This is a genomic window from Pseudomonas sp. YNh, assembly GCF_037993085.1.
Lineage (GTDB): Bacteria > Pseudomonadota > Gammaproteobacteria > Pseudomonadales > Pseudomonadaceae > Aquipseudomonas > Aquipseudomonas putida.
Window position 1 is genome coordinate 25,462 of the sequence record NZ_JBBMRJ010000011.1, and the last position, 22,466, is coordinate 47,927.

Annotated in this window: 18 protein-coding genes; 5 read left to right on the top strand and 13 right to left on the bottom strand. The window is 62.6% G+C overall.

Annotation, left to right across the window (positions count from 1 at the left end; genetic code table 11):
* Position 1: 1 nt before the first annotated feature.
* From WF331_RS13540 to WF331_RS13570, 7 genes are all read right to left on the bottom strand, one after another.
* Complete coding sequence (locus WF331_RS13540; RefSeq protein ID WP_016489721.1) at positions 2-895, bottom strand: ABC transporter permease subunit; 894 nt, start codon at positions 893-895, stop codon at positions 2-4.
* Positions 892-1,812: an ABC transporter permease subunit gene (locus tag WF331_RS13545; protein WP_016489722.1), complete on the bottom strand. Its 921-nt coding sequence runs from the start codon at positions 1,810-1,812 to the stop codon at positions 892-894. The genes WF331_RS13540 and WF331_RS13545 overlap by 4 nt, the downstream gene beginning before the upstream one ends.
* A complete protein-coding gene (gene potA / locus WF331_RS13550) occupies positions 1,809-2,951 on the bottom strand; it encodes a polyamine ABC transporter ATP-binding protein (protein WP_016502141.1) in 1,143 nt (380 codons plus the stop codon). The genes WF331_RS13545 and potA overlap by 4 nt, the downstream gene beginning before the upstream one ends.
* 60 nt (positions 2,952-3,011) lie before the next feature.
* Complete coding sequence (locus WF331_RS13555; protein ID WP_041167936.1) at positions 3,012-4,106, bottom strand: polyamine ABC transporter substrate-binding protein; 1,095 nt, start codon at positions 4,104-4,106, stop codon at positions 3,012-3,014.
* 158 nt (positions 4,107-4,264) lie between these two features.
* The gene (locus tag WF331_RS13560; RefSeq protein WP_340622996.1) at positions 4,265-5,362 is read right to left on the bottom strand and encodes a polyamine ABC transporter substrate-binding protein; all 1,098 of its coding nucleotides are present in this window, start codon (positions 5,360-5,362) and stop codon (positions 4,265-4,267) included.
* 169 nt (positions 5,363-5,531) lie between these two features.
* Complete coding sequence (locus tag WF331_RS13565) at positions 5,532-6,893, bottom strand: aspartate aminotransferase family protein (RefSeq protein WP_016502144.1); 1,362 nt, start codon at positions 6,891-6,893, stop codon at positions 5,532-5,534.
* Positions 6,894-6,941: 48 nt separating this feature from the next.
* On the bottom strand, positions 6,942-8,300 hold the full coding sequence (locus WF331_RS13570) for a glutamine synthetase family protein (protein ID WP_016502145.1): 1,359 nt from the start codon (positions 8,298-8,300) through the stop codon (positions 6,942-6,944).
* Positions 8,301-8,874: 574 nt separating this feature from the next.
* Here WF331_RS13570 and WF331_RS13575 point away from each other — a divergent pair.
* Complete coding sequence (locus tag WF331_RS13575) at positions 8,875-10,251, top strand: glutamine synthetase family protein (protein ID WP_016502146.1); 1,377 nt, start codon at positions 8,875-8,877, stop codon at positions 10,249-10,251.
* A gap of 150 nt (positions 10,252-10,401) precedes the next feature.
* Here WF331_RS13575 and argA read toward each other — a convergent pair whose 3' ends face one another.
* Positions 10,402-11,700 (bottom strand): amino-acid N-acetyltransferase, encoded by a 1,299-nt coding sequence (argA, locus tag WF331_RS13580; protein ID WP_016502147.1) that lies wholly within the window; start codon positions 11,698-11,700, stop codon positions 10,402-10,404.
* 124 nt (positions 11,701-11,824) lie between these two features.
* On the bottom strand, positions 11,825-12,967 hold the full coding sequence (gene argE, locus WF331_RS13585; RefSeq protein ID WP_019473412.1) for an acetylornithine deacetylase: 1,143 nt from the start codon (positions 12,965-12,967) through the stop codon (positions 11,825-11,827).
* A 115-nt stretch (positions 12,968-13,082) separates the two neighbouring features.
* Between argE and WF331_RS13590 the strand changes: the two genes are divergently transcribed.
* Complete coding sequence (locus WF331_RS13590; RefSeq protein ID WP_016502149.1) at positions 13,083-14,450, top strand: CYTH domain-containing protein; 1,368 nt, start codon at positions 13,083-13,085, stop codon at positions 14,448-14,450.
* A 43-nt stretch (positions 14,451-14,493) separates the two neighbouring features.
* Here WF331_RS13590 and WF331_RS13595 read toward each other — a convergent pair whose 3' ends face one another.
* Positions 14,494-14,964 (bottom strand): Lrp/AsnC family transcriptional regulator, encoded by a 471-nt coding sequence (locus tag WF331_RS13595; RefSeq protein ID WP_016502150.1) that lies wholly within the window; start codon positions 14,962-14,964, stop codon positions 14,494-14,496.
* A gap of 126 nt (positions 14,965-15,090) precedes the next feature.
* Here WF331_RS13595 and WF331_RS13600 point away from each other — a divergent pair, with 126 nt between their 5' ends.
* From WF331_RS13600 to WF331_RS13610, 3 genes are all read left to right on the top strand, one after another.
* Positions 15,091-15,396: a hypothetical protein gene (locus tag WF331_RS13600; protein WP_016502151.1), complete on the top strand. Its 306-nt coding sequence runs from the start codon at positions 15,091-15,093 to the stop codon at positions 15,394-15,396.
* A gap of 213 nt (positions 15,397-15,609) precedes the next feature.
* Positions 15,610-17,283 (top strand): GspE/PulE family protein, encoded by a 1,674-nt coding sequence (locus WF331_RS13605; RefSeq protein ID WP_284359111.1) that lies wholly within the window; start codon positions 15,610-15,612, stop codon positions 17,281-17,283.
* Between the two features lie 88 nt (positions 17,284-17,371).
* Complete coding sequence (locus WF331_RS13610) at positions 17,372-17,686, top strand: DUF2388 domain-containing protein (protein ID WP_016502153.1); 315 nt, start codon at positions 17,372-17,374, stop codon at positions 17,684-17,686.
* 109 nt (positions 17,687-17,795) lie between these two features.
* Here the strand turns inward: WF331_RS13610 and gcvP are convergent, their stop codons facing one another.
* The 3 genes from gcvP to gcvT all read right to left on the bottom strand — a co-directional run bounded on the left by gcvP (position 17,796) and on the right by gcvT (position 22,382).
* On the bottom strand, positions 17,796-20,669 hold the full coding sequence (gcvP, locus tag WF331_RS13615) for an aminomethyl-transferring glycine dehydrogenase (protein WP_340622997.1): 2,874 nt from the start codon (positions 20,667-20,669) through the stop codon (positions 17,796-17,798).
* 195 nt (positions 20,670-20,864) lie between these two features.
* Positions 20,865-21,248 carry a glycine cleavage system protein GcvH gene (gcvH, locus tag WF331_RS13620; RefSeq protein ID WP_016502155.1) on the bottom strand — a complete coding sequence of 128 codons (384 nt, stop codon included), beginning with the start codon at positions 21,246-21,248 and terminating at the stop codon, positions 20,865-20,867.
* 51 nt (positions 21,249-21,299) lie between these two features.
* Positions 21,300-22,382 (bottom strand): glycine cleavage system aminomethyltransferase GcvT, encoded by a 1,083-nt coding sequence (gcvT, locus tag WF331_RS13625; RefSeq protein WP_016502156.1) that lies wholly within the window; start codon positions 22,380-22,382, stop codon positions 21,300-21,302.
* Between the last annotated feature and the right edge of the window lie 84 nt (positions 22,383-22,466).

Genomic DNA, 22,466 nt, shown 5'->3' on the forward strand with positions numbered 1-22,466 from the left:
GTCAGGCCGACGCAGCTACCTGTGTCGGGCGCTTGACCTGCGGCTGCGAAGCGTTGGCCGCAGCGCCTTCCTCGATCGCCTGCTGAATCGCCTTGCGACGACGCTCTTCGCTGCGGCGGCTGAAGTACCAGACAAAGAAGGTCACCAGCGACACCGACAGCAGGATCAGGCTGGCCACGGCGTTGATCTCCGGCTTCACGCCCAGGCGCACTGCCGAGAACACTTCCATCGGCAAGGTGGTCGAACCCGGGCCGGACACGAAGCTGGCCAGCACCAGGTCGTCCAGCGACAGCGCGAACGACATCATGCCGCCCGCCGCCAGTGACGGCGCGATCATCGGGATGGTGATCAGGAAGAACACCTTCCACGGCTTGGCACCCAGGTCCATTGCCGCTTCTTCGATCGACAGGTCCAGCTCACGCAGCCGCGCCGATACAACCACCGCCACATACGCCGCACAGAACGTGGTGTGGGCGATCCAGATAGTGACGATACCGCGCTCCTGCGGCCAGCCGATCATCTGCGCCATGGCCACGAACAGCAGCAACAGCGACAGACCGGTGATCACTTCAGGCATTACCAGCGGCGCGGTGACCAGGCCACCGAACAGCGTACGGCCCTTGAAGCGGGTGACCCGGGTCAGCACGAAGGCCGCCAGCGTACCCAGCGCCACCGCCGCCACCGCCGTGTAGCAGGCGATTTCCAGCGAGCGCATCACCGACCCCATCAACTGGGTGTTGTCGAGCAGGCCGACGTACCACTTGATCGACCAGCCCCCCCACACTGTCACCAGTTTGGAGGCGTTGAACGAGTAGATCACCAGGATCAGCATCGGCAGGTAGATGAACAGCAAGCCGAGCACCAGCATCAGCTTGGAGAAACTGAAGCGTTTCATGCGCGGCCCTCCATTTCTTTGGCCTGGCTGCGGTTGAACAGCAGGATCGGCACAATCAGGATCGCCAGCATCACTACCGCAAGCGCAGAGGCTACCGGCCAGTCACGGTTGTTGAAGAACTCCTGCCACAGCACTTTACCGATCATCAGGGTTTCCGGGCCGCCGAGCAGTTCAGGGATCACGAACTCGCCCACCACCGGGATGAACACCAGCATGCAGCCGGCGATGATGCCGTTTTTCGACAGCGGCACGGTAATTTTCCAGAAGCTGTTGAAGGTGCTCGAACCCAGGTCGGATGCAGCCTCGAGCAGGCTCGGGTCATGCTTCACCAGGTTGGCGAACAGCGGCAGGATCATGAACGGCAGGTACGAATAGACCACACCGATGTACACCGCCAGGTTGGTGTTGAGGATCTGCAGCGGCTGGTCGATCAACCCGGTCCACATCAGGAAGCCGTTGAGCAGGCCGTTGTTGCTGAGAATGCCCATCCAGGCATAGACGCGGATCAGGATCGCGGTCCAGGTCGGCATCATGATCAGCAGCAGCAGGACGGTCTGGGTTTCCTTCTTGGCGTTGGCAATGGCGTAGGCCATAGGGAAGCCGATCAGCAGGCACAGCAGGGTGCTGAAGAACGCCATCTTCAACGAGCCCAGGTAAGCCGAGAGGTACAGCTCATCCTCGGTCAACAAACCATAGTTGGCCAGGTTGAGCACCAACTGGATCTTGTCTTCGACGTAGCTGTAGATCTCGGTATACGGCGGGATCGCCACGTCGGCTTCGGCGAAGCTGATCTTCAGCACGATGAAGAACGGCAGCATGAAGAACAGGAACAGCCAGATGAACGGCACGCCGATCACCACGTGCCGCCCCCGCGGGGTCAGGCGCTGGAAGGCTCGCTTGAGCTTGCGCAGTTTCATGACCGCAGTACCACGCCGCTGTCGTCTTCCCACCACACGTACACTTCATCGCCCCAGGTCGGGCGGGTACCCTGGCGCTCGGCGTTGGCGACGAACGACTGCACAACCTTGCCGCTCGGCAACTCCACGTAGAACACCGAGTGGCCACCCAGGTAGGCGATGTCGTGCACCTTGCCGCGCGACCAGTTGTGCTCGAAATCCGGCTGTTTGGTGGTTACCAGCAGCTTTTCCGGGCGCAGCGCGTAGGTGATGTGCTTGTCTTCCACCGAGGTGGTGATGCCGTGGCCCACGTAGATCTTGCGCTCAAGCTCCGGGCTGGCAATGATCGCGTAGCCTTCGGCATCATCGACCACATCACCTTCGAAGAGGTTGACGTTACCGATGAACTCGCACACCAGGCGGCTGGTCGGCGTTTCGTAGATGTCCACGGGCGAGCCGATCTGGGCAATCCAGCCCAGGTGCATGATGGCAATGCGCTGGGCCATGGTCATGGCCTCTTCCTGGTCGTGGGTCACCATCACGCAGGTCACGCCCACGCGTTCGATGATCTCTACCAGTTCCAGCTGCATCTGCGAACGCAGTTTCTTGTCCAGCGCACCCATCGGCTCGTCGAGCAGCAGCAGCTTGGGGCGCTTGGCCAGGGAGCGGGCCAGGGCTACGCGCTGACGCTGTCCACCGGACAGCTGGTGCGGCTTGCGCTTGGCGTACTGGGTCATGTGCACCAGCTTGAGCATCTCGGCCACGCGGGCGTCGATGTCAGCCTTGGGCAGCTTGTCCTGCTGCAGGCCGAAGGCGATGTTCTGTGCCACGGTCATGTGTGGGAACAGGGCGTAGGACTGGAACATCATGTTGATAGGCCGCTCGTAGGGCGGCATGTCGGTGATGTCGACGCCGTCGAGCAGGATCCGCCCTTCGGTAGGGCGCTCGAAGCCGGCCAGCATGCGCAGCAGGGTCGATTTGCCGGAACCGGAGCCACCCAGCAGGGCGAAGATCTCGCCTTTGCGGATTTCCAGTGACACATCGTCTACGGCGATGGTTTCGTCGAACTTCTTCGTGACCCGGTCGATTTTGACCAGCACCTGCTTGGGTTGCTGGCCACCCTCGAGGGCTTTCTTATAGGCACCGGAGGCAACTGCCATGAGTGAAACTCCCAACAAGATTTGTGTGCCCGCCCCTGCTTGGGCGGCGGGCCTGGATTGTTACTTGCCCGACTTGACCTTGGTCCAGCTACGGGTCATCAAACGTTGCACCTTGGGCGGCAACTCTGAATTCACGAACATCTTGTCCAGCACTTCCTGCGGTGGGTAAACCGCAGCGTCAGTCCTCACGGCCTGGTCCATCAGGTCGCCAGCCTTGGGGTTCGGGTTGGCGTAACCGACGTAATCACTGACCTGGGCGATAACCTCAGGTTTCAGCAAATAGTTGATGAAGGCGTGGGCCTCTTTGACGTTCTTGGCGTCGGCGGGGATCGCCAGCACGTCGAACCAGAGGTTGCCGCCTTCCTTGGGAATGGCGTAGGCCAGGTTCACGCCCTTCTTCGCTTCTTCAGCGCGGGCCTTGGCCTGGAAGATATCGCCCGAGAAGCCTGCCGCGACGCAGATGTCGCCGTTGGCCAGGTCGGTGATGTACTTGGACGAGTGGAAGTAGGTCACGTACGGGCGCACGGCCAGCAGCTTCTGCTCGGCTTTTGCATAGTCCTTGGGGTCGGTGCTGTTGGGGTTGAGGCCCATGTAGTTGAGCACCGCCGGCAGCATTTCGTCCGCCGAGTCGAGGAAGGCCACGCCGCACTTGGAGAGTTTCTTCATGTTCTCGGGTTCGAACAGCACGGCCCAGGAGTCGATGGTGTCCACGCCCAGCGCGGCCTTCACCTTGTCGACGTTGTAACCGATGCCGTTGGTGCCCCACAGGTAAGGCACGGCGTACTGGTTGCCCGGGTCGTTCTTTTCCAGGCGTTTCATCAACGCCGGATCCAGGTTGGCATAATTGGGCAGCAGGCTCTTGTCGAGCTTCTGGAACGCGCCCGCCTTGATCTGCTTGCCGAGGAAATGGTTGGACGGCACTACCACGTCATAGCCGGTGTTACCGGCCAGCAGCTTGCCTTCCAGGGTTTCGTTGGAGTCGAACACGTCCTGCACGGGCTTGATGCCCGTTGCTTTCTCGAAGTCCGCGAGTGTGGTCGGGCCGATATAGTCGGACCAGTTGTAAAAGTGCACCGTAGGCGCCGCTTGGACGCTGCATGCCAGCGTCAGGCCCGCACCGGCCATCAAGGCCTTGCGGAATACAGAAATAGACAAGTGGGTGCTCCTCACAATCAGTGCCTGGGTCGCGACAATGCTGCCGCACACGCAAAACCGGCGCGCAACTTACCTTCGCAGCTTCGATGCCGCAATCAACAATTGCCTTTCACTGGCTCTGGGCCGGTAAAGCCCGGCCCAGAGGTGTCGCATCGGGCTTATTTGCCCGATTTGATCTTGGTCCAGCTGCGGGTGATCACACGCTGCACAGAAGCGTCAGGCGCAGCGATTGCGTACAGCTGCTTCTTCACTTCGGCAGGCGGGTAAATGCTCGGGTCACCGCTGATGTCTTTATCCACCAGCGCAGTGGCAGCCTGGTTGCCGTTCGGGAAGCGCACGGCGTTGGTGATCTCGGCCATGATTTCCGGCTGCAGCAGGAAGTTCATGAACTGGTAGGCCTCATCCTTGTGCTCGGCATCTTTCGGGATGGCCACCATGTCGTAGAAAGTACCGGCGCCTTCCTTCGGAATGACGTAGTCCACTTTGACTTTGTCGCCGGCTTCGTGGGCACGTGCCTTGGACTGCTCCAGGTCACCCGAGTAACCGACGGCTACACAGATGTTGCCGTTGGCCATGTCGCCGATGTACTTGGAGGAGTGGAAATAGGTGATCGAAGGACGAATCTTGAGGAACAGGTCCTCGGCGGCCTTCAGGTCTTCTTTCTTGGTGCTGTCGCTCGGCAGGCCCAGGTAGTGCAGCGCGGCCGGGATCATTTCGGTCGGTGCATCCAGGAAGCTCACACCGCAGCTTTTGAGCTTGGCAATGTTCTCAGGCTTGAACACGACGTCCCACGAGTCGATCTTGTCCACGCCCAGCGCGGCCTTGACCTTCTCCGGGTTGTAGCCGATGCCGATCGAGCCCCACATGTACGGGAAGGCGTGCTTGTTGTCCTTGTCGCTGGCATCGCCAACGGCTTTGAGCAGGTCCGGATCGAGGTTTTTCCAGTTAGCCAGCTTGGAACGGTCCAGTTCCTCGTAAACCCCCGCCTTGATCTGCTTGGCCAGGAAGTTGTTGGACGGCACCACGATGTCGTAGCCCGACTTGCCTGCCAGCAGCTTGGCTTCGAGGGTTTCGTTGCTGTCGAAGACGTCGTACTTGACCTTGAAACCGGTCTGCTTCTCGAACTTGGCGATGGTGTCCGGCGCGATGTAGTCCGACCAGTTGTAGACGTTCAACACCTTGTCGTCAGCCTGTGCAGCAGTAGCCATGGCACCCATCAGGGCTGCGGCCAGCAACGTCTTGCCCATTTTATTCATGCGTCATGCTCCAGAATTTTTATTTAGCCATCTGTTCAGCAGCCAGGACCTACGGTGCAGAGCGCGCGGCGACTGAATCAGTCGCTAGTCTGGCAAGTTACGAGGCTCTGTTTCAAGGAAAGCAGAGCCTTGTAACGACTTAATGTCACATCGCTAGCCTAGCAAATGCCTACCGAATCGCCTCAAGGGTCAAGTCGAGGCATTTGCGTGCCTTTTCCACCAGTTCGTCGATTTCCGCATGGCTGATGACCAGCGGCGGCGCGATGATCATGGTGTCACCCACCGCACGCATGATCAGGCCGTTTTCGAAGCAGAAGGTGCGGCAGATCATGCCCACGCCCTTGCCCTCGTAACGGCTGCGGGTGGCCTTGTCTTTCACCAGCTCGATCGCGCCAAGCATGCCAAGGCCGCGCACTTCACCCACCAGCGGGTGGTCCTGCAGCTCACGCAAACGCTTTTGCAAATACGGTGCCGCTTCAGTACGCGCCTTCTCGACAATTTGCTCGTCGCGCAGGATGCGCAGGTTTTCCAGGCCCACCGCCGCCGCTACCGGGTGGCCCGAATAGGTGAAGCCGTGGTTGAAGTCACCGCCTTCGCTGATCACCTTGGCCACTTTGTCACGCACGATCACACCGCCCATGGGGATGTAACCGGAGGTCAGGCCCTTGGCGATGGTCATCAGGTCGGGCTTGAGGTCGTAGTAATCAGAGCCGAACCACTCGCCGGTACGGCCGAAACCACAGATGACTTCGTCGGCAACGAACAGGATGTCGTACTTGGCGAGAATCTCCTTCACCTTCGGCCAGTAGGTTTCCGGCGGGATGATCACGCCGCCTGCGCCCTGGATAGGCTCGGCGATGAAGGCGGCGACGTTGTCTTCGCCGACTTCGAGGATTTTCTTCTCCAGCTGTTCGGCCGCCCAGATACCGAACGCATCCGGGGTCATGTCACCGCCTTCGCCGAACCAGTACGGCTGCGGGATGTGCACGATGCCCGGGATCGGCAGGCCGCCCTGCTCGTGCATGCCGCTCATGCCGCCCAGGCAAGCACCGGCGAAGGTGGAGCCGTGGTAGCCGTTGATACGGCCGATGATGGTCTGCTTGTGCGGCTTGCCCTTCAACGCCCAGTAGTGGCGCACCATGCGCAGCACGGTGTCGTTGCCTTCGGAGCCGGAGCCGGTGAAGAACACATGGGTCATGCCCTCGGGCGCCACATCGGTAATGGCCTTGGCCAGTTCCAGTGCAGGCGGGTGGGCCGTCTGGAAGAACAGGTTGTAGTACGGCAGCTCGCGCATCTGCTTTTCTGCTGCCTGAACCAGCTCTTCACGGCCGTAACCCACCGCCACGCACCACAGGCCCGCCATGCCGTCGAGGATCTTGTGCCCCTCGCTGTCCCACAAATGCACCCCCTGGGCCTTGGTGATGATGCGCGGCCCCTTCTCCTTCAGCTGCTTGTAGTCACTGAAAGGTGCGAGATGGTGCTCCCCGCTCAGGGTTTGCCATTCACGGGTTTGCGGGTTGTTGGTGCTCATGTGCTTCTCCGTTGTTCGACAGCCGCGCTCCAGCGGCCCCAGGGTTTATCAGACAGCGAACAGCAGGAACTCTCGCTCCCAGGAACTGATGACACGCTTGAAGTTTTCATGCTCGGCGCGCTTGGTTGCGACGTAGCCGGTGATGAACTTCTTGCCCAGGTACTGCACCAGCGCACGGCTGTTTTCCATGCGCTCCAGGGCGTCTTCGATGGTCAGCGGCAAGCGCAGGTTACGGCGTTCGTAGCCACGGCCCTGCACCGGCGCGCTGGCCTGAATGCCTTCGACCATGCCGATGTAGCCACACAGCAGGCTGGCAGCAATGGCCAGGTATGGGTTGGCGTCGGCGCCCGGCAGGCGGTTCTCGACCCGGCGGCTTTGCGGGCCGGCATCCGGTACGCGCAGGCCGACAGTGCGGTTTTCTTCGCCCCACTCCACGTTCACCGGCGCCGAAGTGTCGGGCAGGAAGCGGCGGAACGAGTTGACGTTGGGGGCGAACAGCGGCAGTGCCTCGGGGATGAACTTCTGCAGGCCACCGATGTGGTGGAGGAACAGCTCGCTCATGCTGCCGTCTTCATTGCTGAAGATGTTCTTGCCGGTGGCCACGTCGACCACGCTCTGGTGCAGGTGCATGGCACTGCCCGGCTCGCCGGTCATCGGCTTGGCCATGAAGGTGGCAGCCACGTTGTGCTTGAGCGCCGCCTCGCGCATGGTGCGCTTGAACACCAGGATCTGGTCGGCCAGGTGCAGGGCGTCGCCGTGACGGAAGTTGATTTCCATCTGCGCCGTGCCGTCTTCGTGGATCAGCGTGTCCAGGTCCAGCTGCTGTAGTTCGCACCAGTCGTAGACGTCTTCGAACAGCGGGTCGAATTCGTTGGCGGCTTCGATCGAGAACGACTGGCGGCCGGTTTCCGGGCGGCCCGAACGGCCTACCGGGGGCTGTAACGGGAAGTCCGGGTCTTCGCTGCGCTTGGTCAGGTAGAACTCCATCTCAGGCGCGACAATCGGCTGCCAGCCCTTGTCGGCGTAGAGCTTGAGGACTTTCTTCAAGACGTTGCGTGGCGACAGTTCGACCGGGTTGCCCTTCTTGTCGTAGGTGTCGTGGATCACCTGCGCAGTCGGCTCGATGGCCCACGGTACAAGGAACACGGCATTCTCGTCGGGGCGGCAGATCATGTCGATGTCGGCCGGGTCGAGCAGTTCGTAATAGATGTCGTCGTCGACGTAGTCGCCGGTCACAGTCTGCAGCAGCACGCTCTCGGGCAGGCGCATGCCTTTTTCGGCGATGAATTTGTTGGTGGGCGAAATCTTGCCGCGCGTGATGCCGGTCAGGTCACTGATCATGCATTCGACTTCGGTGATCTTGTGCTCTTTCAACCAATCGGTGAGCTGGTCGAGGTTGTTACTCATAAATACCTCAGGAGGTAAGGTGGGCCGCGCATTGATTCTGGATGGAGTAGATTGCTAAAGCAAAAACCCCCGCGCAGCGCCGCAGTGGATACACTGAAAACAAGTGTGTCCGTAATGAGTTCGAAGGGCAGGAAGACGAAGCGAAGGGCGGCAAGCCGCTACGAGGGCGGGCCCGGAAACGCCAAACGTCAATTATTGCGGCCAGGGCGACCACGCCATTGACGAAGCTTGCAAAAACGACAGAGGTACCTGTTGGCACTGCGCAGGCAGTGCTTTCAGGTCGCGGCAAGCGGACCATGTGACCCTCGTATTATTGTGTTCTGGGTTGTGACCGAGCTTAGCCTTGTTCATTTTTTTACACAACACCCGCGTAAAAAATAAAAGACGGTACGCTTGAGATAGCCCTTCACACGTGAAATAGCGGATAATGGCACGCCCCGATTTGCAGCAAATCTGCCGTAGATGTGCCATTTCAGGGCATCATGGGGTTGGCTTGACATCAGTATGGCTTTTCGATTGACTGGTCCTGCAAGCCCCCCTTGATTGATATTTTTAACAACAAAGGTGTTGCATCATGTCGGTACCCCCGCGTGCCGTTCAGCTTAACGAAGCGAACGCGTTCCTTAAGGAACATCCTGAGGTTCTCTACGTTGACCTTCTGATTGCAGATATGAATGGTGTGGTGCGTGGCAAGCGCATTGAGCGCACCAGCCTCCACAAGGTTTACGAGAAAGGCATCAACCTGCCGGCCTCCCTCTTCGCCCTGGACATCAACGGTTCCACCGTCGAAAGCACCGGGCTTGGCCTGGACATCGGCGATGCTGACCGCATCTGCTACCCGATCCCCGACACGCTCTGTAATGAGCCGTGGCAAAAGCGCCCCACTGCCCAACTGCTGATGACCATGCACGAGATCGAAGGCGAGCCGTTCTTCGCCGACCCTCGTGAAGTGCTGCGTCAGGTAGTGAGCAAGTTCGACGAACTGGGCCTTACCATCTGCGCTGCATTCGAGCTGGAGTTCTACCTGATCGACCAGGAGAACGTGAACGGCCGCCCACAGCCGCCGCGCTCGCCAATTTCGGGCAAACGCCCGCAGTCGACCCAGGTGTACCTGATCGACGACCTCGACGAATATGCCGACTGCCTGCAGGACATCCTTGAAGGCGCGAAAGAACAAGGCATCCCGGCCGACGCCATCGTCAAGGAAAGCGCCCCGGCGCAGTTCGAAGTCAACCTGCACCACGTGCCCGACCCGCTCAAGGCCTGCGATTACGCGGTACTGCTCAAGCGGTTGATCAAGAACATCGCCTACGACCATGAAATGGACACCACCTTCATGGCCAAGCCCTACCCGGGCCAGGCAGGCAACGGCCTGCATGTACACATTTCCGTGCTGGACAAAGATGGCCACAACATCTTCACCAGCGAGGATCCCGAGCAGAACGCCGCGCTACGTCACGCTGTCGGCGGTGTGCTCGAGACCCTGCCCGCGTCCATGGCGTTCCTTTGCCCGAACGTCAACTCGTACCGCCGCTTTGGCGCGCAGTTCTATGTACCGAACGCGCCAAGCTGGGGCCTGGACAACCGCACCGTAGCGCTGCGTGTGCCAACAGGCTCTGCCGATGCCGTGCGCCTCGAGCACCGGGTAGCCGGCGCCGATGCCAACCCGTACCTGATGATGGCGGCCGTGCTGGCTGGCGTTCACCATGGCCTGACCAACAAGATCGAGCCGGGCAAGCCGATCGAAGGCAACTCGTACGAGCAGCTGGAGCAGAGCCTGCCGAACAACCTGCGCGATGCCCTGCGCGAGCTGGACGACAGCGAGATCCTCAACAAGTACATCGATCCGAAGTACATCGACATCTTTGTCGCGTGCAAGGAAAGCGAGCTGGAGGAGTTCGAGCACTCGATCTCCGACCTCGAGTACAACTGGTACCTGCACACCGTGTAAAAAAAACGCCGCCCACAAGGGCGGCGTTTTTGTTTTAGACCGGTGTCGCCTGCTTCGCGGGCACGCCCGCTCCCACAGGAAGACCACAGGCTTCAGCCCTGCAGATTACCCTGTGGGAGCGGGCGAGCCCGCGAAGAGGCCGGCACAGGCTTACAGGGGTTTCTCGAAAATCTTCGAGTTGCGCTGGTAGTTGTACAGCGATGCCCGCGCCGATGGCAGGCGCTCCACGCCGCTGGGTGCAAAACCGCGCTCGCGGAACCAGTGCGCAGTACGCGTCGTCAGCACAAACAGGGTGTTCAAACCCATCTGCCGCGCCCGGCTCTCGATGCGCTCCAGCAATTCATCCCCGCGCCCGCCGTGGCGATATTCCGGGTTCACCGCCAGGCATGCCAGTTCCCCTGCCTCGGAGTCGGCAATCGGGTACAGAGCCGCACAGGCGATGATCATGCCCTCGCGCTCCACCACGCTGAACTGCTCGATCTCCCGCTCCAGCACCTCACGCGAGCGGCGCACCAGGATGCCCTGTTCTTCCAGCGGGCTGATCAGCTCCAGCAAGCCGCCCACATCCTCGATGGTCGCCTCACGCACCACTTCGAACTGCTCCTGCGACACCAGCGTACCGCCACCACCACGGGTGAACAGCTCGGTCAGCAGCGCGCCGTCCTCGGCATAACTGACAATGTGGCTGCGGGCCACGCCGCCCTTGCAGGCCTCGGCGGCGGCGTCCAGCAGCTCGCCCTGGTAGTCGCTGCCCAGGCGCTGCAGGTGCGGGGCAACCTGCTGCGGGCGCAGTTCACGCACAAGCTTGCCGTCCGCGTCCAGCAGGCCCGGCTCGGCGCCGAACAGCAGCAACTTGTCGGCCCCCAGTTCGATGGCGGCACGGGTAGCCACGTCTTCGCAGGCCAGGTTGAAGATTTCCCCGGTGGGCGAGTAGCCCAGCGGTGACAGCAGCACGATGGAGCGCTCGTCGAGCAGGCGGCTGATGCCCTTGCGGTCGACCCGGCGCACCTCACCGGTGTGGTGGTAGTCCACCCCTTCGAGCACGCCGATCGGCCGTGCGGTAACCAGGTTGCCGGAGGCCACGCGCAGGCGCGAGCCCTGCATCGGCGACGCGGCGATGTCCATCGACAGGCGTGCCTCGATGGCCAGGCGCAGGGCGCCTACGGCATCGATCACGCAGTCCAGGGTGGCGGCATCGGTAATACGCAGGCCATGGTGGTAGTGCGGGGTCAGCCCGCGATCGGCCAGGCGGCTTTCGATCTGCGGGCGCGAGCCATGCACCAGCACCAGACGCACGCCAAGGCTGTGCAGCAACACCAGGTCGTGGACGATGTTGCCGAAATTAGGGTGTTCCACCCCATCGCCAGGGAGCATGACCACGAAGGTGCAGTCGCGATGGGCATTGATGTACGGGGAGGCATGACGCAGCCAGTTGACGTAGTCGGGCATGACAGGGCCTGTGAATAAGTGGACGGAGAACGGCGATACAAGGGGCGTTCAATATCATCGTCGGAACAGGCTTGCGGTCACGCGCGGTCTCCTCTAGGCAGGAACGAATCAACTCGATTGACGTTTAGTGCAGGCAATAGTGCCGGATCAGGTCACGCAATAGACGCACGGTAGGCTCGATTCGTGACATTTCAAGGTATTCGCCGGGCTGGTGGGCACAGGCGATGTCGCCAGGGCCCAGCACGATGGTCTGGCAGCCCAGCTGCTGAAGATAAGGCGCTTCGGTGCCGAACGCCACCGCTTCGGCGCGATGGCCGGTCAGGCGTTCCGCCACTTGCACCAGCTCGGCATCGGCAGCCTGCTCGAACGGCGGCACCTCCGGGAAAAGTGGCGCGTAGTCGATGCGCACATCATGGCGCTCGGCCACGGGCACCAACTTCTCGCGAATGGCTGCGCGCAGTTGCTCTACATCCATGCCCGGCAACGGTCGCAGGTCGAATTCAAGCGCACACTGGCCGCAGATGCGGTTGGGGTTGTCGCCGCCGTGGATGCAGCCAAAGTTCATGGTCGGGGTCGGCACGGTGAACTGTGGGTTGCGATAGGTTTGTTGCCATTGCTGGCGCAGGCCCATCAGCTCGCCCATTACCGCATGCATGGCCTCCATGGCGCTGCGGCCCAGGTTCGGGTCCGACGAATGGCCGCTGCGTCCGAGGATGTCGATGCGGTCCATGAGAATGCCCTTGTGCATGCGGATCGGCCGTAGCCCGGTAGGCTCGCCGATGACCGCCGCACGGCCCAGCGGCTGGCCGGCCTCGGCCAGGGCGCGGGCACCGGACATGGAGCTTTCTTCGTCGCAGGTGGCGAGGATCAGCAGTGGTTGCTTGAAATCGTGCTCCAGCAGCGGGATGACGGCTTCGATGACCAAGGCAAAAAAGCCCTTCATGTCGCAACTGCCCAGGCCGACCCAGCGGCCATCGACCTCGGTCAGCTTCAACGGGTCGCTGGCCCACAGTTGTTCGTCATAGGGCACAGTGTCGCTGTGCCCGGCCAGCACCAGCCCACCCGGGCCGCTGCCACGGCTGGCCAGGAGGTTGAACTTGCCCGGCGTGACCTGCTGGATGTCGCATGTGAAGCCCAGGTCGCCCAGCCACCCCGCCAGCAGGTCGATGACCTGGCGGTTGGACTGGTCCAGCGCGGGCTGGGTGCAACTGACCGAAGGCGCGGCGATCAAGGCGGCAAACTGGTCTTTCAGCGTCGGCAACGGCATGCGCAAACTCCTCGGAAGCGTTGCCCATCATAGGACTATCCGCCGTCTGGAATAAACCGTTGGCGGCTGACTGCTGTAGACTCTCCGCCAACCACGCCCCTCTTTCGAGTCTGTGATGCACAAAGAAACCGAACTGAAGCTCCGCGCCAGCCGCGAGACCCTTGCCGCCCTGCGCGAGCACCCTCTGCTGAAAAAGCGCAACAAGTCCGGCTGGCAGACCCGTGAACTGCTCAACCAGTACTTCGACACCCCCGAGCGTGAGCTGTCCGCCGCCCGTGTCGCCCTGCGCCTGCGCCGCGATGGCGATGCCGTCATCCAGACCCTCAAGTGCCGCGGCACCAGCGTGGCCGGCCTGTCCGAGCGCAACGAGTACGAATGGAACCTGGACAAGGTCAAGCTCGATCTGAAGAAGCTGGACGCCACCTGCTGGCCCGAGCAACTGGCAGGCCTGGACAAGAAAACCATCAAGCCGCTGTTCACCACCGACTTCAGCCGTGAATACGCCGAAATCGCCTGGGGCCGTGGCAAGAGCAAAGTCGTGATCGAGGCCGCGCTGGACCAAGGCTTCGTGATTGCCGGCAAGCGCAAGGAAGAGATCTGCGAGCTGGAGCTGGAACTGCGCGAAGGTGACCCGCAAGCGCTGTTGGAGCTGGCCGCCGAGCTGGCCGCCAGCCTGCCGCTGATGCCCTGCGACATCAGCAAGGCAGAGCGTGGCTACCGCCTGCTGGAGCCGGACAGCTACGAGCTGGGCCTGCCGCACACCGAGCTGGAAGCCGAAATGGCCCTGGACGACGCCTACGCCGCATTGGCCTGGCAACTGCTGGGCAGCAGCCAGCGCCTGGCCGAGCAGTACCGCCACAACGGCCACTGGCGCCTGCTGCAGGACTGGGTCGAGTGCCTGAGCGAACTGCGCGCCCTCACCGCCAGCCTTGGCCAGGCCGCGCCGCGTGCCAGCACCCGTGACCTGCGCAGCAGCCTCGATGCCCTGCTGGAAGACTGGCGCCCGCTGGTGCAGGCCGGCAACGACGACGAAGACATCCGCCGCGCCGCGCCCGAGCAGTTTGCCGAAGAGCTGGAAGACGTGCGCTGGGGCCAGTTCTCGCTGGAAACCTCGCGCTGGCTGCTGGCCCGCGCCTGGACCGTGGAGCGCAAAGGCCGTGGCGAACGTCAGGGCAAGGCGCAGCTGGCCAGCTGGCTGGCTCACCTGCTGGGGGAGGAAGGCCGTGCGTTGAAGCTGCCGCTGTACACCCAGCGCCCGGAAGACCTGGCCGAGCAGCTGCCACGTATCGAGCAACTGCTGGGCTGGCTGCACCACGCCCGCCAGGTGCTGGAAGCGCCGCAGATGGACCGCCTGTATGGCGACCTGAAAAAGCTGCACGAGCTGGCCGAACTGCCGATCAGCGATGAAGTGCTGGAAGCGCGTATCGAACAGGCCCGGGCAGTGGATCAGAGCCGCGGCTGGAAGCACCTGATCAAGGCTTGATACCGCGTCGCCATTTCGCGGCGGTTCGGCGCCGCGAATGGCCTCACCGCGACAGCGGCAGGCTGGTGGTGGACTTGATCTCGGACAGCGCCACAATGGAGTTCACTTCCTGAATGCCTGGCACGTTCGACAGCTTTTCGAAGAAGAACCGCTCGTAGGCCTCGATATCCGACGTGACGATGCGCAGCAGAAAGTCCACCGCCCCCATCAGCACGTAACACTCAAGCACCTCCGGAAACCCGCGGATCGCCTCGGTGAACTCGGTGAAGTTGGAGCGCCCGTGAGCGTTGAGCTTCACCTCGGCGAAAATCTGCGTGTTCAGGCCGACCTTCTTGCGGTCCAGCAAGGTCACCTGGCCGCGAATCACCCCCTCTTCCTTCAAGCGTTGTATGCGCCGCCAGCACGGCGATTGCGACAGCCCTACGCGTTCGGCGACCTGCGCGCTGGACAGCGAAGCGTCCTCTTGCAGCAGTTCGAGAATGCGGCGGTCGTAAGCGTCCAGCTCGCTATGCATTGTTCAATCTCCTGAGCGGCGTTATTTGAATTGATCAATTCATCAATACAGCGAAATGATCAGATCATAGCGAAAAAATGCCGCCACTGACGTGCAAGAATTTCTCCCACATTTGCGGAGACCAGCATGAACGCACAACCCCGTACCGACGCCTGGGCTGCCAGCAACGCCCACAGCACCGTGCACTACCGCCTGCAGGCCGACGCCGAGCCCGACAGCCTGTGCCGCGTGCTCAACCTGTTTGCCCTGCAGTTCCTGACCCCGCACAGCGTGCACGTCAGCCAGCAGGAAGACTGGCTGGATATCGAAGTCGGCATTGGCGGCCTGAGCTGGCACCGGGCCGAAGTGATTGCGCAGAAACTGCGTAATCTGGTGTGTGTGGGTGAGGTGAGCCTGACCAATGTACAGCGGGTGGCGTTGGCAGTGGTCTGAACCCTCTGCTGTGCCTGTGCCGGCCTCTTCGCGGGCTCGCCCGCTCCCACAGGAACACCACAGTATTTGAGGTCGGTGGACATCCTGTGGGAGCGGGCGAGCCCGCGAAGAGGCCAGCACAGGCATAGCAAAATTCCGAAACCCTTCAGTTTCGGTAGATCTCACCCATCCGACTAGCCTGATCAGCACTCCCCATCAGGCACGGACGCCACCATGCACACCCCCGACAACCTGGAACTCGACCTGAAGCACGTGCTACAGGCGCTGCTCGCCGACCAGTACCTGCACGCCACCGACACCCTGCAAGTGCTCGAACACGCCGCCGCACACCCCACCGCCCACCCCTTGGAACAAGTTGCCGCCTGCTGCCTGAAAGACCGCCGACAACCCGGCCAACTGCTGGACTTGGACAGCCTCTGCCAATGGCTGGCCAACAAGGTCGGCCAGCCCTACCTGCGTATCGACCCCATGCAACTCGACCTGCCCCAGGTCGCCGGCCTGGTATCCCCCGCTTTCGCCCAGCGCCACGGTATCCTGATCGTCGCCGACGACCCTTCCGGCATCACCGTGGCCAGCGCCCAGCCTTACCAGAACGACTGGCAGGCTGACCTGGCCCGCAGCCTGGGTCGCCCGATCCGCCGCGTGCTGGCCAACCCGTTGCAGATTCGCCAGTCAGGGCAGTCGTTTCACCGCCTGGCCCAGTCGGTAAAGGGCGCGCAGCACCAGCAATCGACCAGCCTGGGCGAACTCGAACAGTGGCTGGAGCTAGGCAAGCGCCAGGCCGAGGCCAGCGCCGACGACGCGCACATCGTGCATATCGTCGACTGGCTGCTGCAGTACGCCATTGATCAGCGCGCCAGCGATATCCACCTGGAACCCCGACGCGCACAGGGCCAGTTGCGCTACCGCATCGATGGCCTGCTGCACACCGTCTATGCCTTCCCCGCCGGGGTCACCCTGGCGCTGGTCAGCCGCCTGAAACACCTGGGCCGCCTGGACGTTGCAGAAAAGCGCCGCCCGCAGGACGGCCGCCTGCAAAGCCGGCTACCAGGTGGCGGCGAAGTGGAGCTAAGGCTGTCGACCCTGCCGACCCCGTTCGGCGAAAAGCTGGTACTGCGCCTGTTCGACCCGCACCAACTGCACGAGGGCTTCGAGCGCCTCGGTCTGCAGGGGCCACAACTGGCCCAGTGGCAAGGCCTGCTGCGCCAGCGCCAGGGCATCATCCTGGTCACTGGCCCCACCGGTTCCGGCAAGACCAGCACGCTGTACGCCAGCCTCAAGCTGCTGGCCACACCGCAGGTCAACCTGTGCACCATCGAAGACCCTATCGAGCGCCTGGAACCGGCCTTCAACCAGCTGCAGGTACAGCCCGCGCTAGACCTGGGTTTTGCCAGCGCCGTGCGGGCCATGCTGCGCCAGGACCCTGACATCATCATGATCGGCGAGATCCGCGACCGCGAAACGGCGCTGGTGGCGGTGCAGGCGGCCCTGACCGGGCACCTGGTACTGTCGACCCTGCATACCAACGACGCCTGCGCTGCAATCACCCGCCTGCAAGAGCTGGGTGTGGCCGACTACCTGATCAAGGCCACGCTGGTCGGGGTCATGGCCCAGCGACTGGTGCGTACTGTGTGCCCAGACTGTGTGGCGAATCCATCAGCCAGTTGCCTGACCTGCCGTGGCACCGGTTTTCATGGGCGTACGGGCCTGTTCGAGCTGCTGCAGCCCAGCGAAAGCCTGCGTGCATTGATTGGCCCGAACGCCGACCTTACCCGTTTGCGGCAACAGGCACTGGACGATGGCCTGGTTGACCTGCGCCGTTGCGGCGAGGCCAAAGTGGCTTGCGGGCAGACCCGTGCCGAGGAAGTGCTGCGCGTCTGCAGCTGACGAAAAGTCCTTTGTATTCAAGGAACTTGCCTTGCCCGGAAAGATCCAACCGCGCATCTTCAACCCTCACCCTTCGAGGTGTTTCAACATGCGTCTCAAAACCGCCATCGCTGCCGCTGCCTTGCTTTCGCTGCCCATTGGCTCGGCCATGGCCGATACCTTCTGGCGTAACGTGATGACTTCCGGTGCAACCACGGCATCGAGCTACCTGACCTCGCGAGATCACAAACTGGTTGTGGCCGCACAGGATGACGCTAGCAGCTTCGTCGCCAGCGAAGGCGCGATCCGCGGGCCGTTCCTGGAAGCGGCCATGCGCCAGGCGCGGGCAGAGCACCCAGGGATGCAGGCTTCCGACATGGAGCTGGCCAATGCCATCCTGGCCAAGAATGCGGTAGCCGAGTAACCGCGTCGCCTGCTTCGCGGGCCTGCCGCTCCCACAGGGACTGCACAAGGCTGAATCTTGTGCAATTCCTGTGGGAGCGGGCAGGCCCGCGAAAAACCCAGCACCAATCTCAGCGGTAAGCCTCCACCGGCACACACGCGCAGAACAGGTTCCTGTCCCCATACACGTTGTCCACCCGGTTCACCGCCGGCCAGTACTTGTGCTGGCGCACGTGAGCACTGGGCGCCACCGCCTGCTCCAGGCTGTAGGGTCGGTCCCACACCCCCAGCACATCGGCCAAGGTATGCGGCGCGTGCTTGAGCGGATTGTTCTCCGCCGGCCAGTTGCCCTCCTGCACCTCGCCAATCTCCGCACGAATCGCCAGCATCGCCTCGACGAACCGGTCCAGCTCGGCTTTCGACTCACTTTCGGTTGGCTCTACCATCAGCGTACCCGGCACCGGGAACGACATGGTCGGGGCGTGGAAGCCATAGTCCATCAGGCGCTTGGCTACGTCCTCCTCACTGATGCCAGTCAGTGCCTTCAACGGCCGCAGGTCCAGGATGCATTCATGCGCCACCCGCTGGTTGCGCCCGCGGTAGAGCACCGGGAAGGCGCCGCCCAGCTGGCTGGCCAGGTAGTTGGCCGAAAGGATCGCCACCTCGCTGGCATCGGCCAACTGCGGCCCCATCATGGCAATGTACATCCAGCTGATCGGCAAGATGCTTGCGCTACCCCAGGGCGCAGCGCTGACCGCGCTGTTGTTCGGGTCCAGGCCGGGCACCGGTACCACGGGGTGGCTGGCTACAAACGGCGTCAAGTGCGCGCGGATACCGATCGGACCCATGCCTGGGCCACCCCCGCCGTGGGGAATGCAGAAAGTCTTGTGCAGGTTCATGTGCGAGACATCAGCACCAATGTCGGCCGGACGCGTCAGGCCCACCTGGGCATTGAGGTTGGCGCCATCCATGTACACCTGGCCGCCGTGCTGATGGACCACTTCGCAAATTTCGCGAATACCCTCTTCGTACACCCCGTGGGTGGACGGGTACGTGACCATCAGGCATGACAGGCGCTCCCCGGCCGCGTGGGCCTTGGCCTTGAGGTCGGCCAGGTCGACGTTGCCGTGCGCGTCGCAATCCACGATCACCACCTCCATGCCCGCCATTTGCGCCGACGCCGGGTTGGTGCCGTGGGCCGACGACGGGATCAGGCACAGCGTGCGCTGTGGCTGGTGGCGGCTGCGATGGTAGCGAGTAATGGCCATCAGGCCTGCGTACTCGCCCTGGGCACCGGAGTTGGGCTGCATGCAGATGGCGTCGAAGCCGGTAATCGCGCACAGCCAGCGCTCGAGTTCATCGATCATCGCCTTGTAACCCGTGGCCTGGGCCGCCGGGGCAAAGGGGTGCATCTGGGCAAAGCCGGGCCAGGTGATGGGGATCATCTCACTGGTGGCGTTGAGCTTCATGGTGCACGAACCCAGCGGGATCATCGACTGGTTCAGGGCCAGGTCCTTGTTCTCCAACTGCTTGAGGTAGCGCAGCATCTCGGTTTCGCTGTGGTGCAGGTTGAACACCGGGTGAGCGAGAAACGGCGTGCGCCGCACCAGGCCGGCAGGAATGCCTTCGGGCAGGGCCAACTGATCGAGGGCAGCGATCTCCAGGCCGTGGTCCACACCGAGAAAGATGTCGAGCAGGCGCAACACCGTGTGCTCGTTACAGGTTTCGTCCAGGCTCACGCCCAGGTGCCCCCGGCCAAGAATGCGCAAGTTGATGTGCGCGGCTTCAGCGCTTTCGATAATGGCCGCCTGGGCACCGCCTACATCCAGGGTGAGGGTGTCGAAGAAATGCTGGTTGAGCCGCTGGATGCCTTTGGCTTCCAGGCCAGCCGCCAGGATGAAGGTCAGCCGGTGCACACGCTGGGCGATGCGCTGCAGGCCTTCAGGGCCGTGATACACCGCGTAGAAGCCGGCAATGTTGGCCAACAACACCTGGGCCGTGCAGATGTTGGAGTTGGCCTTCTCGCGGCGGATATGCTGCTCGCGGGTTTGCAGGGCCATGCGCAGCGCCGTGTTGCCACGGGCATCGCGAGACACGCCAATGATGCGCCCCGGCATGGCACGCTTGTAGTCGTCGCGGCAGGCGAAGTAGGCCGCGTGGGGGCCACCGTAGCCCATCGGCACGCCGAAGCGCTGGGTCGAGCCCAGCACCACATCGGCGCCCAGCTCGCCGGGGGGCGCCAGCACCACCAGGCTGAGCAGGTCGGCAGCCACGCAGGCCAGCGCCTGCTGGCTGTGCAGATGGTCGATCAGCGGGCGCAGGTCGCGCACCTCGCCGTGGGTATCGGGGTACTGCAGCAACGCGCCGAACACCGCGTGTTTGCCAAGGTTATCCACAGCGTCGACGATCAGTTCGAAGCCAAAGCCCTCGGCGCGGGTCTTCAGCACCGACAGTGTCTGCGGGTGGCAATGCTGGTCGGCAAAGAAGCCGTTGCTCTTGTTGCGCGCCATCCGCTTGGCCAAGGCCATGGCCTCGGCGGCGGCGGTGGCTTCATCGAGCAGCGAGGCATTGGCCAGCGCCAGCCCGGTGAGGTCGATGACCATTTGCTGGAAGTTCAGCAACGCCTCCAGCCGGCCTTGGGCGATTTCGGGTTGATACGGCGTATAGGCGGTGTACCAGCCGGGGTTTTCCAGCACGTTACGCAGGATGACAGTGGGGGTGATGGTGCCGTGGTAGCCCATGCCGATGAGGCTGGTCCAGACCTGGCTCTGCTCGGCGTACCCGGCGAGCTTGGCCAGGGCGGCCTGTTCGTCCAGCGCCGCTGGCAGGTCGAGGGGGCGATTGAGGCGGATGTCTGGCGGTACGGTCTGCTCGATCAGCTCGTTGCGGCTGGCAACACCCAACACGTTGAGCATGGCCTGCTGCTCTGCGGCATCGGGGCCCAGGTGGCGACGCAGGAAAGGGTTGAGCTCTTGCAGTTGATGCAGGGATGGCGACTGGGACATGACGACGCTCTCTTCCTAGACCAGGTCTCATGGAGACTTACAAGTCTAGGAAGGGATTGCCGATTCTGCGGGGAAACTTGCTTGGTCAGTACCGGCCTCTTCGCGGGCATGCCCGCTCCCACAGGTTGATCAAAGGCCAGCGGCGGGCGCTATCCCTGTGGGAGCGGGCGCGCCCGCGAAGCAGGCGACGCGGTCTTACTCGCCGATAGCGGCCTTGTAGCCAGCAGCATCCAGCAGCTTGTCCAGCTCGGCCGGGTTGCTTGGCTTCAGTTTGAAGATCCACGCGCCGTAAGGTTCTTCGTTGAGCTGCTCCGGGCTGTCGGCCAGCTCTTCGTTGACTGCGATCACTTCGCCACCGATCGGGGCGTAGATGTCCGAAGCGGCCTTGACCGACTCGACCACACCGGCCGCATCGCCAGCGGCGAATACCTTGCCGACTTCAGCCAACTCGACGAACACCACATCACCCAGGGCTTGCTGGGCGTGGTCGCTGATACCCACGGTCACACTACCGTCGGCTTCCAGGCGAGCCCACTCGTGGCTTTCGGCAAAACGCAGGTCGGCGGGGATATTGCTCATGTCTTGAATTCCTCGATTGGCTCAGCGGTACGCCCGCCGGTTAAAAAATGTTCAGATCAGGATCTTGCCGTGGCGCACGAAGGTCGGTTTGACCACCCGCACCGGGTACCATTTGCCGCGGATTTCCACCTCGGCCCGGTCACCGGTAGCCATGGGTACGCGCGCAAGGGCAATGGACTTGCTCAGCGTAGGTGAGAAACTACCACTGGTGATCTCCCCTTCGCCAATCCCGGCCACACGCACCACCTGGTGGGCACGCAGCACGCCGCGCTCTTCCAGCACCAGGCCGACCAGTTTTTCCTGCACACCCTGTTCGATTTCTGCCAGCAGGCCGGCGCGGCCGATGAAGTCCCGCTCGGCCGGCTCCCAGGCGATGCTCCAGCCCAGGTTGGAGGTCAGCGGGGTGTGGGCTTCGTCGATATCCTGGCCGTACAGGTTCATGCCGGCTTCCAGGCGCAGGGTGTCGCGGGCGCCGAGGCCACTTGGGGCGATGCCGGCGCCGACCAGGTCGTTGAAGAATGCCACCGCCTGATCGCCCGGGAAGATGATCTCCAGGCCGTCTTCTCCGGTATACCCGGTGCGGGCAATAAACCAGTCGCCCTCGGCAACGCCTTCGAACGGGCGCAGTTCGCGAATCAGTGCTGCGCGCGTGGGGCTGAGCAGGGCTGCCACCTTTTCACGGGCACGCGGGCCCTGGATGGCGAGAATGGCAAGATCGGGGCGGACCTGGAAGCCCACGGTAAAACCGGCCCGCTGCTGTTGCAGCCAATCGAGCACTCTGGCCCGGGTGGCGGCGTTGGTGACCAGGCGGTAGCCGTTTTCCGTGCGATAGACGATCAAGTCGTCGATCACCCCGCCCTCCTCATGGAGCAGCGGGCTGTATAGCGCCTTGCCGGTTTCTTCGAGGCGGGCCACGTCGTTGGCCAGCAAACGCTGCAGCCAGGCAGTTGCGTCGCTGCCATCGACATCGACCACGGTCATGTGGGACACATCGAAAACCCCGCAATCGCTGCGCACCTGGTGGTGCTCCTCAACCTGCGAGCCATAGTGCAGGGGCATGTCCCAGCCACCGAAATCGACCGTTTTGGCGCCAAGCGCCAGGTGCAGGTCATACAAAAGCGTGCGCTGTCCCATGGGTTTCTCCTTCCGGGCGTGGCGAAGCGGCGGCGGTCGATGACGTTTGATCGTCAGCTCTTCTTGTAGGACCCACCGCGCGAA